The sequence below is a fragment of the Clostridium omnivorum genome, assembly GCF_026012015.1.
Taxonomy (GTDB): Bacteria; Bacillota; Clostridia; order Clostridiales; family Clostridiaceae; genus Clostridium_AX; species Clostridium_AX omnivorum.
Genome location: NZ_BRXR01000001.1, coordinates 654,728 through 672,149, shown reverse-complemented (window position 1 = coordinate 672,149; position 17,422 = coordinate 654,728). Strand labels below are relative to the sequence as shown.

Below are 17,422 nucleotides of genomic sequence, written 5' to 3'. Positions count from 1 at the left end.
GCAATACAGTAGAAAAGAGAAAAGGTTGATCTTATGGAAAACAGAGAAGTGAAGATATCTGTACGAAACCTTGTGGAATTTGTGCTTAGAGCTGGAAACTTAGATAGCAGATTTACAGGAAGCAGCAGAGCACTGGAAGGAACAAGGGCTCATCAAAAACTACAAAAGAGCAAAGGTGAGGAGTACGAAAAAGAAGTAGCATTAAAGCATAAATTTGAATATAAGGAATTTTTATTTAATTTAGAAGGAAGAGCAGATGGAATAATTCATGAAGGTGACTACATAGTTATTGATGAGATTAAAAGTACCACTTATCCTCTTGAACTTATTAATGATGATTATAATTTGCTGCATTGGGCACAAGCCAAATGCTATGCGTATATATACCTATATCAAAAGGAACTAGAACAAATTGAGGTACAGCTAAGCTATTTTCATTTAGACAGTGAGCAAGTTAAATATATAAGAAGAGGTTTCACAAAAGGAGAACTAGAAGAATTTTTCTTTGGACTTATAGATAGATATTTAATATGGGCAAATTACACCAGGGACTGGGTAAATATCAGGGATGAAGCTATTAAAAGTTTGGGCTTTCCTTTTGAAAATTATAGAAAAGGTCAAAGGGAATTGGCAGTAGCAGTATATAAGACTGTAATTGAAGAAAAGAAGCTTTTTGCTAATGCACCTACTGGCACGGGGAAAACAATATCTACTTTATTTCCAGCAATAAAAGCCATCGGAGAGGGGAAGGTTTCTAAGATATTTTACCTTACTGCTAAGACTATTGCGCGTTCAGTGGCAGAAGAAGCAGTTATATTAATGAAGAATAAAGGACTAAAAATAAAGACAATTACCCTTACTGCAAAGGAAAAGATTTGCTTTAAGGAAAAGGCTATCTGTAACCCAGAAAAGTGTGAGTATGCCAAGGGACATTTTGATAGAGTTAATGATGCAATTTTGGAGACTTTACAGTGTGAAGATATAATTACAAGAGAAATAGTTGAGAAATACTCTATACAACACAAGGTATGCCCATTTGAATTTTCTTTAGATTTAAGTCTTTTTGCAGACTGTGTTATATGTGATTATAATTATGTATTTGATCCAAGAGTTAATCTGAAAAGGTTTTTTGCTGAGAGTGGAGATAAATACGTTTTTTTAATAGATGAAGCTCACAACCTTGTGGACAGAGCAAGAGATATGTTTTCTGCTGAAATATATAAAAAACCTATCCTTGAAATGAAAAGAATTATGAAAGACAAGGATAAAAAATTATCTAATGTTCTGACTAAAATAAATTCAGCCATGATTGAAGCAAAAAAACAATGCAATGAAGAAGACCACTTTATTTCAAAGGAAGAGAATAAAGAAATTTATGGTTTACTTAGAAAATTTACAACTATTGCTGAAGAATGGCTTTTAATCAACGAAGGAACAGAAAATTATGAACAATTATTAGAAATGTATTTTAATGCGCTAAATTATCTTAGAATCTCTGAATTATATGATGAAAGATTTGTAACCTATGTAGAGAAGACCAAGGAGGATGTTAAGATAAAATTATTTTGTCTTGATCCATCAAAGTTATTAAAGGAATCTATCGAAAAAGGGAATCCCGCTATATTTTTTTCAGCAACCTTAACTCCTATGGAATATTTTAAAGCAATTCTAGGTGGAGATTTGGAGGATTATAGCATAAGACTAACATCGCCTTTTGATACCGATAATAGAGCTATTATGGTATTAGATAATGTAAAGACAAAATTCACATATAGGGAAAAAAGCTATGATGTGATTGCTGACTATATAAATGGGGCAGTAAAAGTTAAGCAGGGCAATTATATGGTGTTTTTTCCATCTTATAGTTATATGCGTGAGGTTTCAGAAAGATTTAAAACCAGATATGATAATATTAATACCATTATACAGGAACCATCTATGACAGAGGAACAGCGAGAAGAATTTTTAAAAAACTTTGATGAAAAATCAAAGACTACTCTTGTTGGATTTGGAGTTCTGGGAGGTATATTTTCAGAGGGTGTAGATTTAAAAGGTGATAGATTAATAGGAGCAATAATAGTAGGGGTTGGTTTGCCACAGCTATGCCTTGAGAGAGACATAATACGAGATTATTTTAATGATACAAAGGAAATGGGATATGAATATGCCTATATGTATCCTGGCATGAATAAAGTGCTTCAAGCTGCTGGGAGAGTTATACGCTCTGAAGATGATAAAGGTATAATTATGCTAATAGATGAAAGATTTTCAAGTCGCAGCTATCAGAGTCTGTTTCCTAAAGAATGGTTTCCTAATTTAAAAATTAAGGAGATGAAAAGTCTAAAGCAGCAGCTAAGAATTTTTTGGGGTAATAAATAATATAAAAATATAAATATATAAATATATAAATATTTTAGGGGGCATGGGTATGAAAGAGGAAGTTTTTACTTTTAAAGATTCGCAGGGAGTAGAATTATTTGTTTATAAGTGGGTACCAGAAAATCTGGAAGCATCCAAGGGGATTTTGCAGCTTGCGCATGGAATGGCTGAAACTGCCGCAAGATACAGGAGATTTGCAGAAGCATTGACAAAAGAGGGGTACATAGTTTATGCGAATGATCATAGAGGACATGGTAAAACTGCAGGTACTCTTGAAAAGGTAGGCTATATGGGAGAAGATGGATTCAATTGGATGGTAAAAGACTTATATGAGCTAAATTGTTTAATAAGAAATGAAAATGAAAATCTTCCTGTATTCCTTATGGGACACAGTATGGGATCATTTCTCACTCAAAGTTTTATTTATAGATATGGTAATCAATTAAATGGAGCAATATTATCAGGTACTGCAGGAAAAATGGGACCAATAATAAATTTAGCAACATGGATAGCTAAGAGAGAAGTAAAAAAACAAGGGGCAGAAACAAAAAGTCCTAAATTAAATAATCTATCTTTTGGAGGCTATAATAAGTGCTTTAAACCTTCGAGAACTGAGTTCGATTGGCTTAGCAGGGATGAGAAGGAAGTTGATAAATATATAGCTGATCCATTTTGTGGAGGAATTTTTAGTGCGGGTTATTTTTACGACTTACTTAAAGGTCTAAAGGAAAATCATAAGATAGAAAATATGAACAAAATTCCTAAGGAGCTGCCTATATATCTGTTTAGTGGAGACAAAGACCCTGTAGGAAGCAATACAAAAACTGTAAACCAGCTTATTAATACCTATAAAGCACTTGGAATTAAAGATGTTTCTTACAAGTTTTATAAGGATGGCAGGCATGAAATGCTAAATGAATTAAATAGAGATGAAGTTACAAGAGATATAATAGACTGGTTAAAAATTCATTAGGATTTAAAAACGTGATTTTAGCTCAATATAGAGCAAATCACGTTTTTTTAATAGTACAAAATAAAAATTATGACTAAATAAGTATAGTGCTTATTGAAAAAGAGCGAGAAGTTTGATACAATTAACTGACTGGTCAGTTTAAAATATAATGGAGGAGCTATGAGAATTCAGATAAAAAATGATCCTGAAAAAAGTAAGGAAGCAAAAACAAAGATATTAAAAGCTGCAGAAGCTATTTTTGCAGAAAAGGGTTTTGACGGGGCGAGGGTAGACGAAATAGCTAAAAAAGCAAAGGTGAATAAGGCACTACTTTATTATTACTTTGAAAATAAGGAAAAGCTATTAGAAGAGCTTGTTAGAGATAATATAAATCAAACGATGAATAAAAAAGAAAAGGTACTAAAAGAAATTAAAAGCTTTAATAAAGAAGATATTGAAGTATTTTTTGATAAAGTATTTAAACATCTTGAAGAAAGAAAAGATATTTTAAGGATAATAACTATTGAAGCACTAAAAAGTGGTTCTGAAGATACCTCTATATTTAAGCTTTTACTTCCTTCGTTGCCTAAAATGATAGCTAATATGGAAAGCTGTGGAGCTAAAATAGACGACTCTATGGATATTATGATATATTCATTTTTCTTTGGGTTAATACCTGGAGCAGTTTACTTTACTCTTGGAGATAAGTGGGCTGATTTTTACAATGTCAGTAAAGAAGAAGCAGATAAGAGGTTTGCTGATGTATTTAAAAAAACTTGTTTAACCTATTGTGATAATTTATTAAAGTAATAATATCACCATATTATATCACATATTTTTCACACATTTATTCTATATTTTTTCTAAAGTTATGTGTTACAATAATGATTAAAGTAAAGTATATTACGTATTTTGATGTAATGAGGTGATGAACTTGTCAAGAAGGATTTATTTGGTTGAAGATGAGAAGAGCTTAAATATATTACTTGAAAAGTATTTGCAAAGAGAAGGATACGAAGTTACAACTTTTGAAAATGGCAGTTCTGCTTTAGAAAGAATAAAAGATATGCCGGATTTATGGATACTTGATATTATGCTTCCGGATACAGATGGATATGAGATTATTAAAGCTGTAAAAAGCAATAATAAAAGCACTCCTGTAATTTTTATGTCTGCTAGAAATGAAGAATTGGACAGAGTTGTAGGTTTGGAACTTGGCAGTGATGATTACTTATCAAAGCCATTTTTACCAAGAGAACTTGTAATAAGAACAAACAAGCTAATGGAAAGAATATATGGAAAAGAAAGCAGTCAGCCTTTGGAATCTGTAATTGATATTGAAGGATATATCATTAACAAAAAGCAGAGAACGGTGTTTTTTGAGGGCGAAGAAATTCAGCTTACAAATAAAGAATTTGAATTATTATCTTATTTTATTGAAAACAAGAATAACTTAGTTTCAAGAGAACAGATTTTAGTAAGTGTATGGGGTGAAGATTACTTCGGTTCAGACCGTGTAGTTGATGATACTATCAGAAGGCTAAGAAGAAAGCTAGCAGCATTAAGTATTGATACTGTATATGGATATGGTTATAAGTTGGTGGTAAAATAATGAAAAAGCTAAGATTTAAATCATTAACAATGAGAATCTGGACCACTTTTACGGCTGTAATTCTTATAATAATATGCAGTCTATCATTATTATACCTATTTGTCTTTAGACAAATAAGTGATAAATCTAAAGCACAGGATTTAAAAGTGGCACATGATATATTGCTGCAGAACAATAATTATGATGAACATAATAGGTCAAATGAATTTGCTAATTTGAAAGAAAGTCGACATTTTACAGTAAACCTAGGTGACAGTAGCAATCCTATATTTAAGGAAGTAAATAGAAAGCCTGGTTTTCCAGATGTTCCCCCTGAAGGATTACCTGCACATATGAAGGATAATGATAGTGTTGAAACAAGAACTTGGATGACAAGCTTTATAAATAATGAAAAACTAAATGAAAAACAGTTTAGTGCAACACACAATAATACAAGGTATATTTTTATTATAAGTTCGATACCAAGTGATAGCACTGGAAAGTCCTATTTGATATCCTATTTGCCAATTATAAATGATAATGGGATATTGTACACAATAATAATAATAGGTGTAGTTTTTATAGCAATAGGCTTTATAACAGCTAAGGTGGTTGCAAACTATATTTCTAAGCCTCTTAAGGAACTAGAAGACTATACAATGAGAATAGCTCATAAGGATTGGAAAGAGCCATTGCGCATTAATAATGAAGATGAGATAGGGAGACTAGTAGATTCAATGAATCGCATGCAAAAGGAATTAAAGCATGCCGATGAGGAAGAAAAAATGTTTTTACAGAGTATATCCCATGATTTGAAAACACCTGTTATGGTAATTATGAGCCATGCTGATGCAATTATTGATGGTGTTTATATAGATTCAGTTGAGAAAACTGCTGAAATCATTAGAAATGAGGCCATGAGCCTAGAAAAGAAAATTAAGCAATTACTTTATTTAAATACTCTGGATTATGTACTCACTAATAATAGTGAAAGCACTTCAATTAACCTGTATGATTTATTGATGCACATTATTAATAGATTTGAAGTGGTAAATAGTAAGATTGAATGGGATCTTTCCATGGATAAAATAGCTATTAACGGAAATCTTGATAAAATACAGGTTTCAATTGAAAATATTTTAGAAAATGGATTAAGATATGCAAATGAAAAAATAGCTGTAACCTTGAGAGAACAAGACGGCTATGCAGTATTAGATATATACAACGACGGCCCCAATATAAAGGCTGAAAATATTCACCGTATTTTTGATAATTTTTATAAAGATAAAACTGGAAACTTTGGACTTGGACTTGCAATATCAAAAAAAATAATTGATTTTTATGGCGGAAATATAAAAGCAGTAAATAGAGAAAAGGGCGTCAGCTTTATAATTAAATTACCTATAAAATAAATAGCTTATTTAAATAAAAAACCAGCAGTAAAGCTGGTTTTTTATTTTTCCCATATCACATAAAGTTCACATAAATTTTCGATACTCATGCTACAATTTCCATTTATAATTCTAAATATGGAAAGCAAGAAGATAAGAGAATTATAAAGGAATATTTATATTTTATTTTAAATTGAGGGAGGAATAATTAATGAAAAGCAAATTAATTAAAGCAATTATAGCATGTGTAGTTGTTGCAGTTATTGGTGTGGGTGGCTACTATGGCTATAATGCCTTTTTCACAAAGAAAACAGTTGCAGCATCAGTTCAGTATTTGAATACAAGTGTTAGAAAAATGAACTTACAAGTAACAGTTCAGGGAACTGGCACAGCATATGCAGCTACAACTAAAGATGTGTCTCCAAGCAACAACGGTAATTTAAAAGACTTGAGCCTTAAAGTGGGAGATACTGTTACTGCAGGTCAAAAGTTATTTACTTCAGATAGTGACGATCTTAGAAAAAATGTGACAACAGCAAAGAATAACTTAACTAAGCAAAACCTCACATTAACAAGTGATGAAAGTGCAGAAAAAGTAGATGATAATAAAGTAGCGATGGATAAGCTATCCGTAAGCGATGCAACTGCTCAGCTTGCTGATGCTAATACTCAATTAAGTAAGATGACAGTTACATCTCCAATAGGAGGAACTATAACTGCTATAAATAATAGTAATGGAGACAGTGTACAATCCGGAAAGAGTGTTTTAACTGTAGTAGACATGAATTCAATAAAAGTAAAAGTATCTGTTGATGAATTGGACATTGGTAAAATAAAAGCAGGTCAAAAGGCAACTATAAAATTTGATGCTCTTAAAGATAAAAGCTTTGAAGGTTCTGTTGAGACTATAGCGCAAACAGGAACTACTTCAAATAATGTAACTACATATGATGTTGTAGTTGCAGTAAGCAATCCTACTGGAATTAAACTTGGTATGAATGCAAATGTAACTATTGCTGTAGAAAGTAAAGAAAATGCATTGGTAATACCTGCTGAAGCTTTGGTCGAAAATAATGGACAAAAGTTTGTTAGGGTTGAAGCAACAAATAGCACTACAAACTCTACAAATAATAATCAGAATTCATCAAATCAGCAGACTAGCAATAATCAAAATGGAACCCCTAGAAATAATGCACAGGTAAGCTCAAGCAACAGTAAATTGGTTGCAATAAAGACTGGACTTGAAACTGAAAATTATATTGAGGTAACAGAAGGTCTTACTGAGGGTGAAAAGGTTCTAATAAAAATGCCTTCAACAAGCAGCAATACAAATAATAACAATAAAAATAACTTAGGTGGCTTCGGAGGCAATATGGGTGGAGGCCCTGGAGACATGGGTGGAGCTCCTGGAGGAAACAATGGCGGAGGAACTCGTTCAAGCAGTAATGGAAATAGCGGTAGCAGTGGGTCAACTAAGAACTAGTTGTAAATACGCTAGAACATCATAGAGCCTTGAGGAGGGAAGTATATGGAAGAGAATTTTAATGATAAAGAAATAATTAAGATGACTAATATAGATAAAATTTATAAAATGGGAAACAGCAGCTTTAAAGCGCTTGATGAGGTAGATCTAAACATACGTAAAGGGGAATATGTGGCCATCGTAGGTCCCTCAGGTGCTGGAAAATCAACACTTATGAATATTATTGGGTGCTTAGATACACCAACTAATGGGCAATATTTTTTAGATGGTATAGATACAAACTGCAGTGATAATAGGCTTGCAGAAATAAGAAATAAAAAAATAGGGTTTATATTTCAAAATTATAATTTACTTCCGAAACTAAATATATTAGAAAATGTTGAACTGCCTTTATTATATTCAGGATATCCTAATAATAAAATTAGAGAAAAGGCATTGGCTGCAATTGAAAAAGTAGGTCTCAGCAGCCATGTAAAACATAAGCCAACAGAGCTTTCTGGCGGTCAAATGCAGAGAGTGGCAATAGCTAGAGCATTAGTTACAGAGCCACAGATAATATTAGCTGATGAACCTACAGGTGCATTAGATAGTAAAACAGGAAAAGAAGTGCTGAAAATGCTCACTGATTTAAATAATGAAGGGAACACAATAATAATGATTACCCATGATAGAGAAATAGCTTCTTATGCTAAAAGAGAAGTTACAGTTAAAGACGGAAAGATAACCTCTGATTCATCAAACAAAAGTGAGGTGGAAGCATGAGATTTTCAAAGCTAATTAAAATGGCCTTATCTTCAGTATGGAACAATAAAATGCGATCATTTTTGACTATGCTGGGTATTATAATAGGCATATCCTCTGTAATTATATTAGTTGGCATGGGGCAGGGAACTCAAAAGCAGGTTAGTGATCAAATTGAAAAGTTGGGTACAAATTTAATTACTGTAAATATAATGGGAAATAGAACACCTACCATAACTGACGAAGAACTGGCTGACCTTAAAACTAAACCAGGTATTAAGGAAATAGCTCCAGCTATATCTCAAGGGAGTGTAAATATAAAGTATGGAACTAAATCTGATACAACTACTTTAGAGGCTTCAACCCCAAATTATGCAGAAATAAGAAAGTTAACAGTAAGTGCCGGTAGATTTATTACTGAAAGGGATATTGATAATAGATACAATGTACTTGTAATAGGACCTGAGACTGCAAAAAATCTTTTTGATACAACAAATGTTGTGGGAAATACCATGTATGTTAATGGAATAGAGTTTTCTATAGTAGGAGTGCTAAATTCTGAGGGTACTTCCTCATCAGGCTCAAGTGACGATAGAATTATTATTCCAATATCCTCTGGAGAAAGGCTTTTAAAGACAGCTAATGCTAAGACTTTCTATATAGAAGCAGAAAGCAAGGAAAAAGTTGATACTGCAATGTCTTATCTAACACTATTTTTAAATAAGAAATACAAAATAACAGATACTTCTAATAGTAACGCTACTAGAAATTACTATAGAGTAATGAATCAAACAAGTATTTTAGAAACTGCTACTTCTACTAATAAGAGCATGACTACTATGCTTGCTGGAATAGCAGCTATCTCTCTAGTTGTAGGGGGGATAGGAATAATGAACATAATGCTTGTATCTGTGGTAGAAAGAACTAGAGAAATAGGAACTAGAAAAGCAATTGGAGCAAAGAGAAGGACAATACTTATGCAGTTTCTAATTGAAGCTGCAAGTGTTAGCGGGCTTGGAGGAATTATCGGAGTTCTGCTTGGCTATTTAGGCGCATATGTTGGACAGCATTTCTTCAGTACGACTATTCTTATTTCCAATAATGTAGTAATTGCTGCATTTGTATTTTCAATTACTGTAGGAATAGTATTTGGTATCTATCCTGCAAATAAGGCTTCTAGATTGAATCCAATAGACGCTCTAAGATTTGAATAAAATAGACGTGCGGGGGAGGAAGACAATGAATTTTTTTAAGAACTTTAAATTAGCACAAAAAATCAGCATATTATCACTAAGTTTTTTGGTATTTTTACTTATTATAGGTGTTGCCTCTATAAAGCAAATATCTAACGTTAATTCTAAAATTATGGAGCTGAATAATTCCAGAATGACTCCAATTATAGATCTTGAAAATATTAAGTCTGATATTGATTTTATTCGTAATCAAGGCAGTTCATATATGGATAGTAGTGATGATACTTCGAGGCAAACTGTATTAAATAACATTTCAAATCGCATTGCTACTTTAGATAAAAAAATGGCAAATTATAAGAATAACTCAGAATTTAAAACAGTATTAAATGATTATGCAAGTTATGTTGAAGCAAAGGACACGTTTATAAAGTCTATGGAAGAGCGCCAAGCTCAACAGCAAAGTGGACAACCGCAAGGGCAGCCAGGTAAGCAAGGACAACCAGGAGCTCCAACCGACGTTCAAAACTTTGATAAAGCAAAGACTACTCTAGTTGATGATTTGGACAAGATAATTAATAAGCATGTAGCCGCTGCTAAACAAACTTATACAGATAGTGAGACAACTTATAAAAAGACAATAGGGGCTCTATTGGGGATACTTGGAGTATGTGCTGTAATTATACTAGCATTATCTGTTGTTATAATTAGATCAATTATAGTTCCTGTTAAGAAGGTTACATCAAAGCTTGAAGAAATATCAGATAACAATGGTGACTTAACACAAAGAATAGGATATGAAAGTAAGGATGAAATAGGACAACTAAGCCGTGACTTTGATATATTTATGGACAAACTTCACTCTATTATAGGAGAGGTAGCTCAATCTACAGATACAATTACTACATCTATAATGGAGCTAGATAGAGCGGCACAAACTACAACCAATGCATTAGAGGAAATATCTAGTACTGTTGTAGAAATAGCTTCAAGTACATCAGATGGTGCTGCGGTTGCAGAAGAAACTACAGCGAGCCTAACTGAGTTTGCAAGATTCTCTGAAGCTACTTCAGAGGCAAGTAAAAATACTACAAATAATAGTAAAATAGCTAAGGAAGCTGCTGAAGGCGGAGCTGAAAAAATAACAGAAATAGTTTCATCAATAACAGATATAGCTGATTCTTCAAAAGAAGTTTCAGTAATGATAAATGAGTTAAATGATTCTTCAAAGAAGATAGGAGATATAATTAAAATAATAACATCAATTTCAGAACAAACTAACTTGCTAGCATTAAATGCAGCTATAGAAGCTGCCCGTGCTGGAGAAGCAGGAAAGGGCTTTAATGTAGTGGCTGATGAGATTAGGAAGCTTGCAGATGAAAGCAACAACGCAGCAAGAGAAATAGCCACATTAGTTAATGACAATCAATTGAAGTCGGCTTCAGCAGTAAAATCAGTTAGTGAAGTTGAGAATAAAGTATCTCTAGGAGTTGAAAAAGCTTCAGAGGTTGGAGAAAGTATAAAAAATATAATTGAGAACATCCAAAAAATAGTAAACGAAATAGAGAATATTGAAAGTTCAAATGAACAACAAGCTCAAAGTACTAAAGATATTGAAAAAGCTATAAGTAATATAGCTGTAACTTCTAGTGAAATAGCTGGAGGAACAGAAAATATTAGTGCAAGTATAGAGGAGCAGTTAAGCACCATGAATGAGATTGAGAGCAATGTTGTAAGACTATCTGAGATGACTAATAAATTAAGTGCAATTACCTCCGGATTTAAATTATAGTTATAATTACTTTAAGTAACTGGGCTAAGATTAGCTCAGTTATTTTTTTGTAATATGAAGAATAAAATATTATAGTAAATGCAAATATGAAAGAAAAATTTCATCATTATGAAGGAATTGACGGCTGAGTGCAGAATATATTACTTGTTATATTATATAAAACGTTTACAAGGGGGAGTACGATGCAAGAAAAAATGAGTGAAATCAATAAAAAGGCTTGGTCTTATAGATCTTATGAATTTTGGAATAAAATTAAAGGTACACCTTGTGAGGTAGCTCAGGATATGGTCAAAGATCCTGAGGTTTATATTAGAAGACACAAGGAATATTTAGGTAATGTTAAAGGTAAGAAGATTGCTAATTTATTGGGCTCTAATGGAAGAAAAGCAGTACCATTAGCTCTGCTTGGTGCAGAGGTAACAGTAGTTGATATTTCACCAGAAAATAAAAGATACGCACTTGAGCTTGCAAAAGAGGCCGGAGCGCACATTAATTATATTCTATCCGACCTTACTAAATACGATTATGAAAGTAGGAAATACTATTTTGATATAGCATATTTAGAAGGTGGAATTCTTCATTATTTTTCGGATATAGAGGAATTAGCTAAAATGCTATATACAATTTTGGACTACGGTGGAAAATTAGTACTAGATGATTTTCATCCAGTAAGAAAAATGATCAAGGTTAATGAGGATAAATTAGAACTTGAGGGAAACTATTTTGAGGATAATTATAAGTATGGCGATGTAGCTTATAAATCATACTTTCCAGAGGGTGAGCAAGCAGAGTTTCCAGATTGTTTAATGAGATACTGGACTATGGGAGAAATAGTATCGGCGTTTGCAAAGGCTGGTTTCGTTATTGAGCAGCTTGTGGAAACACCAAGATATGATAATCATAAACATATTCCAGGCAGTTTTACTATTGTAGCTAATAAATATAAGGTAGATAAGTACAAAATTCTTTGGGGAGACACCATATAGGTTTTTAGAATTAGCATTAATAATTACAACACTAAAAATAACTGAGTTGAATTTCAACTCAGTTATTTTTGCATTGTCTATGTTTATTAAAGTGAGATAAAATAGTGAGAAATTGATATATTTACAAAATTTGAAGGATTTGGGATGCAATTAAAGAATATATATTTACAGTAGAATATGTAGGAGGAAAATATCTATGAAGGTTGTAACATTATTTGAAAATAGAACTATATCAAAAGATTATAAGAATAAGCATGGTTTATCACTATATATAGAAACTACTAATCACAAAATTTTATTTGATACTGGAACAGACGATACATTTGCAAGAAATGCTAGTAAGCTGGGTGTAAACCTTGAGGATATAGACATAGCAGTAATATCTCATGGACACTATGACCATGGAGGTGGGCTTGAAACATTTTTAAAAATAAATAATACTGCTAAGGTTTATATTGGGAAAGGAGCATTTGACTATCATTTAGTAAAGATATTTGGGCTTATTAAGTATAGTATAGGATTAAACAAGAAATTAGAGAACAATAATAGATTAGTATTTGTAGATGATACAGTAAGAATAGATGATGAGCTTACTATATTTGGAGATGTGAAGGGAAATAAATTAAAACCAAAGGGTAATAATAGATTATTAAAAAAATATGGAGATAAATCTATTAATAAAGATGATTTTGATCATGAAATAAATTTGCTTGTTAATGAAAATGATATGTACAGCTTATTTTGCGGATGTGCTCATAATGGAATAATTAATATAATTGATAAAGCTAAAATTATTACTGGTGGGAATATAAAAACAGTAATAGGTGGATTTCATTTGATGGGGATGGATGTTAAGAAAATAAATACAATGGAGTATTTAAATGAGCTTTCAACGTGTCTAGAAAGTGCCAAGGTAGGGAAGTATTACACTTGTCATTGTACTGGAGAAGATGCATATAGCTATTTAAATCAAAAGATGGACAATCTAAGTGAAATAAAAACAGGAATGATAATTGAAGTATAGTACTAAATAAAAAGATTAAATGTGCCAAAAGAATAAATAAAACTATAAGGGGGAGGTATTATGTATAAAGATTTATCCGATATTTTAATATGTCCTGAATGTAAAGGAAAATTAAAGTTATCAATAAATAAAGAAGAAAATGGAGAAGTAATAGATGGAAAGCTATGCTGTGATAATAATCATAATTGGGCAATAAAAGAAGGGGTTATCAATTTTGGATCAAAGGAACAAGATTTATCTAATAACTGGGAAGAGATGTTTATACAAAATGGTTATGAGGGTTTAGATAAAAAAATATTAGATAGTACACCTGAAAATATGATAAGAATAAATGAAATGACAAAAGACTTTATTATAAATAGAATTAATAATCATGAAAATAAAGTAATACTAGATATAGCAACAGGAAGAGGAATGCTGCTAACGGAGCTGGCTAGAAAAATAACTGTTGATGCGCAAGTAGTTTGTGCTGATTTAAGCTTCGAAGTATTAAAATATGATAGACTAAAGGTGAAAAAGATAAATCCTAATTTAAAGATTAATTATATAGCTTGTGATGCAACAAATTTACCTATAAAAGAAAACTCAATTGATTTAGCTGTATCATTTCATGGAATTGCAAATATGTTAGACAAGATACCTTTAGGTGTAGTTGAAGCTAAGAGAGTTTTGAAAGAAGAAAAGTCATTGCTGAATTGTGGAACAAATATTAGGGAGAATTCACAAGGGTATAAAGCAATGAAAGAATGGTTTAATTCCCAGGAAATTTATGAAGCAGAGAAGGTATTTACTAATTTAGGTTTTAAAAATGTACACGAAGCTGCAAGTTTTAAAAATGTTGAGCTGATAACTATAGCAGAAGATAATGGGCAAAAATGTGATACAGACCTTATACCATATGAAGGAGAATGGTTTTCAGTAGTTGTTGCAGAGTGTAAAAAGTAAATTAACAATTGTGGGGGAACAAAAGTGAAAATTTTAATTGGGCAACCGTTGCACGAGGATAAAATAGAGCAGCTTGAAAATGAAATAAAAAGTAATAAAGATATTGATTTTGTATTTTTCCCAGAAGGATATTTAGCAAATGAAAAGGCTCTAGTGAGTGCTCGAGAAATTGCTAAAAAATATAAAGTTGCTATAGCTACATCATATAAGCGAGATAACAAGAATAGAGCGTTGATAATTAATAATCTAGGTGAAATAGTGTTAGAAAGAGCTAAAACTCTGCCTGATGAAAATATAAAATTATATGGTCCAACTTCGATTAATATTGATGGATGTGAAATAGGATATTTATTATGTATGGAAATTCTAAAAGGTAGAAGAGATTTAGAAATAGTAAAAGAGCATATGGACTTTATTGTACATCCTATCGGTGTTGGTATGTTTAGTGATGAACAGTTTGAACTATGGATAAGTGAGGCACAAAACATTGCTAAAGCATACAATACAATGGTAATTGGTACAAGCCACGCAGATGGATCATATAGAAATTGTGGAGTATCACTTCCAATAGCTTATTGTATTGACAGTAATGGAGAAGCAATTTATATCTCAAAATCGGATACAAGAACTCGAATTGTAAACCTAACTTCAAAAGAGTTTGAGATTAAATAATTTATTTTAAGACATTTGAAATGGTAATAAAATAGATTATTTAAATGAGAGGAATAGAATCATGATTGAGAAGCTGGTAGATATAGGAACAAAAAAGTTACAGGTTAGTATTCATGGTGATGGAGCGCCTATAGTTGTTATTGAAACCGGAATGGGATGTTCCTGGTATGACTTTAGTAAAGTTATAGAAGAAATTAGTAAAAATGCAACTGTTTTAACCTACCATAGGTCGGGCTATGGAAAAAGCACGTTGGGAAAAGAAGAGAGAACAACAAAACAAATTGCAGTGGATTTCAATGAGTTGCTGGAGATAGAAGGTATAAATTGTCCAATAATCCTAGTAGGTCACTCCTTTGGAGGACTATGTGTACAGCACTTTGCGTGCCTTTTTCCAGAAAAGGTTGCAGCTATGGTTTTAATTGATTCCAACTCATCGGGTGAGTATAAAATGGATAAACTAAGAGATAAGCTACCAAATTTTAAAAATACATTTTCTAAGAACAAAATAATTGATAATTGGAGAGGCTTATCTCAAAAGAGTAAAGATGAGCTAAAGACAATTATTTCACCTGAACTTTTGATTGAACAGAGAGAGTTAATAGAAGAAATACAGAAGTGTATTTTAGAATTCCAAATTAATCCGGGTATGTATTCGGCTATGGCATCTGAGCTTGAATTAATGTCTCAGAGTGGGCAAGAAATTGAAAAGCGTTTTAAACAATTAGATGTACCACTAATAGTATTAGGGCGGGATAAGGCTTTAGGTATTAAGTGGAATGTTGATATGGGAATACCACAAGAGGAGGCAGTTCAGTTTGAAAGCTTATGGAGTAGTTTGGTAAGGGAAGAAGCAAATAATTCTGCAAAGGGACAGTTTATAGAAGTAAAAGGTTCTAGGCATTCAATTTATCGCACTAATCCCGAAGTTGTTATTAAAGCAATTAATGATATATTATCTGAAATATATATGATTGATATTAATGAGAATTAGATAATTATTATAAAGTTAGGCTTTGTAGCCGCTGATATAACTAATAATGTGAAGGAAAATAGATTTTCAAAGGGAAAAGTCTGTCCTCTTTGTGAACATGAGGAAGTATCAAGAAACGGCAAGTACAATGGAAATTAACGTTACATATTTAAAGCCTGTAAGAGAACTTTTACTGATTTCACACGCTCACCATGATATTACAGTCACATACATCATATATTAAGACCAAAATAGAGGATTTTAAGGAAAGAACAGCAATTTTTATATATTTTTGTTAGATATCTAAAAGTTGTTTTGGGATTCAATATAATTAAGTGAAGCAGTTAATATTCAAAAGTTTTCTATAAACAAGGAATACTATAATGAGGAGGGGGATTTATTGGAATCATTTTCTAGAGTAGCACTTATTTGTCCCTGTAAAATTGAATATGATAAATGTAAAAGTACTCTAAACTTAGACAAAGAAATGATTTTGAGTGGAAGAAATATTTGCTCTAAAAGGTATAATAAATGCGAGGTGTTTGCTATATTTGCAGGGCCGGGGATAATACAATGTACATCGGCAACGCAACTCGTTATCGACAAGTTTCATTGCGATTTAGTAATTGATGTTGGTGGTGCTGGTTCATTATGTGATGAATTCAACTACAACGATATTATTATTGCAAGAGAAGTATATGAATTTGATATTTGTGAAATTAAGGATTATGAAACTTTAAAAGATGATTTGACAAGCAAGACAATTTTTAAGGATATGTCAAATGAACACGCTAAATATCTTAATGAAACTATAAGTTGTTTAGAAAGCCTCACTAATCAAAGGATTAAGTTCGGAGATATTGCAAGTGGTGAAAAGACAATAAAAGATAGAGAAACTAGAAATATGTTGAATAGTAAATTAGGAGCACATGCATGCAATTGGGAAACATCCTCTGTTATTAAAACTGCAAATCTAAATAATATTGTAGGAATCTCCATTAGAGTGATTACTGATAATGCTGATGAAAATATGGACAAAGATTTTTATACTAACTGGGGTAACTCACTGGAAAATCTATTTACAGTATTAAACATTATATTAGAAAAATTATAAATAAGTTGTAAAATTTAAGGAACTGATAGGTTCCTTAAAAATATCAACATTATTCTTTAACATAGCCTAAAGTTAATATTATAAAAGCCTTGCTTAATAAATTAAAGCAAGGCTTTTTTATTAAATTAAGTTTCTTATTGGTTAACTTATTCAACTAAAATCAACTATAAATCCATAGACCGAATATATAGT

At 31.8% G+C, this 17,422-nt stretch carries 15 protein-coding genes; all 15 read left to right on the top strand.

Annotation, left to right across the window (positions count from 1 at the left end; all coding sequences use genetic code 11):
- Positions 1-33 precede the first annotated feature (33 nt).
- The 15 genes from bsdE14_RS03075 (at position 34) to bsdE14_RS03005 (ending at position 17,230) form a co-directional block, all read left to right on the top strand.
- Entirely contained in the window at positions 34-2,379 is a 2,346-nt protein-coding gene (locus tag bsdE14_RS03075) for an ATP-dependent DNA helicase (protein WP_264848482.1), read from the top strand.
- A 49-nt stretch (positions 2,380-2,428) separates the two neighbouring features.
- Positions 2,429-3,352, top strand: a complete 924-nt coding sequence (locus tag bsdE14_RS03070) for an alpha/beta hydrolase (RefSeq protein ID WP_264848481.1) — start codon at positions 2,429-2,431, stop codon at positions 3,350-3,352.
- A 159-nt stretch (positions 3,353-3,511) separates the two neighbouring features.
- Positions 3,512-4,141, top strand: a complete 630-nt coding sequence (locus bsdE14_RS03065) for a TetR/AcrR family transcriptional regulator (protein WP_264848480.1) — start codon at positions 3,512-3,514, stop codon at positions 4,139-4,141.
- 124 nt (positions 4,142-4,265) lie between these two features.
- Positions 4,266-4,943 carry a response regulator transcription factor gene (locus bsdE14_RS03060; protein WP_264848478.1) on the top strand — a complete coding sequence of 226 codons (678 nt, stop codon included), beginning with the start codon at positions 4,266-4,268 and terminating at the stop codon, positions 4,941-4,943.
- Complete coding sequence (locus bsdE14_RS03055) at positions 4,943-6,334, top strand: sensor histidine kinase (RefSeq protein ID WP_264848477.1); 1,392 nt, start codon at positions 4,943-4,945, stop codon at positions 6,332-6,334. Before bsdE14_RS03060 ends, bsdE14_RS03055 begins: the two co-directional genes overlap by 1 nt.
- A gap of 190 nt (positions 6,335-6,524) precedes the next feature.
- A complete protein-coding gene (locus bsdE14_RS03050) occupies positions 6,525-7,796 on the top strand; it encodes an efflux RND transporter periplasmic adaptor subunit (protein WP_264848476.1) in 1,272 nt (423 codons plus the stop codon).
- Positions 7,797-7,841: 45 nt separating this feature from the next.
- Positions 7,842-8,558, top strand: a complete 717-nt coding sequence (locus bsdE14_RS03045; RefSeq protein ID WP_309298109.1) for an ABC transporter ATP-binding protein — start codon at positions 7,842-7,844, stop codon at positions 8,556-8,558.
- Positions 8,555-9,751: an ABC transporter permease gene (locus bsdE14_RS03040; protein ID WP_264848475.1), complete on the top strand. Its 1,197-nt coding sequence runs from the start codon at positions 8,555-8,557 to the stop codon at positions 9,749-9,751. Before bsdE14_RS03045 ends, bsdE14_RS03040 begins: the two co-directional genes overlap by 4 nt.
- A 25-nt stretch (positions 9,752-9,776) precedes the next feature.
- Positions 9,777-11,519, top strand: coding sequence for a methyl-accepting chemotaxis protein (locus bsdE14_RS03035; protein WP_264848474.1), 1,743 nt, complete (start codon positions 9,777-9,779; stop codon positions 11,517-11,519).
- A 182-nt stretch (positions 11,520-11,701) separates the two neighbouring features.
- Positions 11,702-12,505, top strand: a complete 804-nt coding sequence (locus tag bsdE14_RS03030) for a class I SAM-dependent methyltransferase (RefSeq protein ID WP_264848473.1) — start codon at positions 11,702-11,704, stop codon at positions 12,503-12,505.
- A 196-nt stretch (positions 12,506-12,701) separates the two neighbouring features.
- Positions 12,702-13,529, top strand: coding sequence for an MBL fold metallo-hydrolase (locus bsdE14_RS03025; protein WP_264848472.1), 828 nt, complete (start codon positions 12,702-12,704; stop codon positions 13,527-13,529).
- Positions 13,530-13,589: 60 nt separating this feature from the next.
- Positions 13,590-14,474 (top strand): class I SAM-dependent methyltransferase, encoded by an 885-nt coding sequence (locus bsdE14_RS03020; RefSeq protein WP_264848470.1) that lies wholly within the window; start codon positions 13,590-13,592, stop codon positions 14,472-14,474.
- A 24-nt stretch (positions 14,475-14,498) separates the two neighbouring features.
- Positions 14,499-15,146, top strand: coding sequence for a carbon-nitrogen hydrolase family protein (locus tag bsdE14_RS03015; RefSeq protein ID WP_264848468.1), 648 nt, complete (start codon positions 14,499-14,501; stop codon positions 15,144-15,146).
- Positions 15,147-15,207: 61 nt separating this feature from the next.
- Positions 15,208-16,137 (top strand): alpha/beta fold hydrolase, encoded by a 930-nt coding sequence (locus tag bsdE14_RS03010; RefSeq protein ID WP_264848467.1) that lies wholly within the window; start codon positions 15,208-15,210, stop codon positions 16,135-16,137.
- Positions 16,138-16,516: 379 nt separating this feature from the next.
- A complete protein-coding gene (locus bsdE14_RS03005) occupies positions 16,517-17,230 on the top strand; it encodes a 5'-methylthioadenosine/S-adenosylhomocysteine nucleosidase (protein WP_264848466.1) in 714 nt (237 codons plus the stop codon).
- The last annotated feature ends 192 nt before the right edge of the window (positions 17,231-17,422 follow it).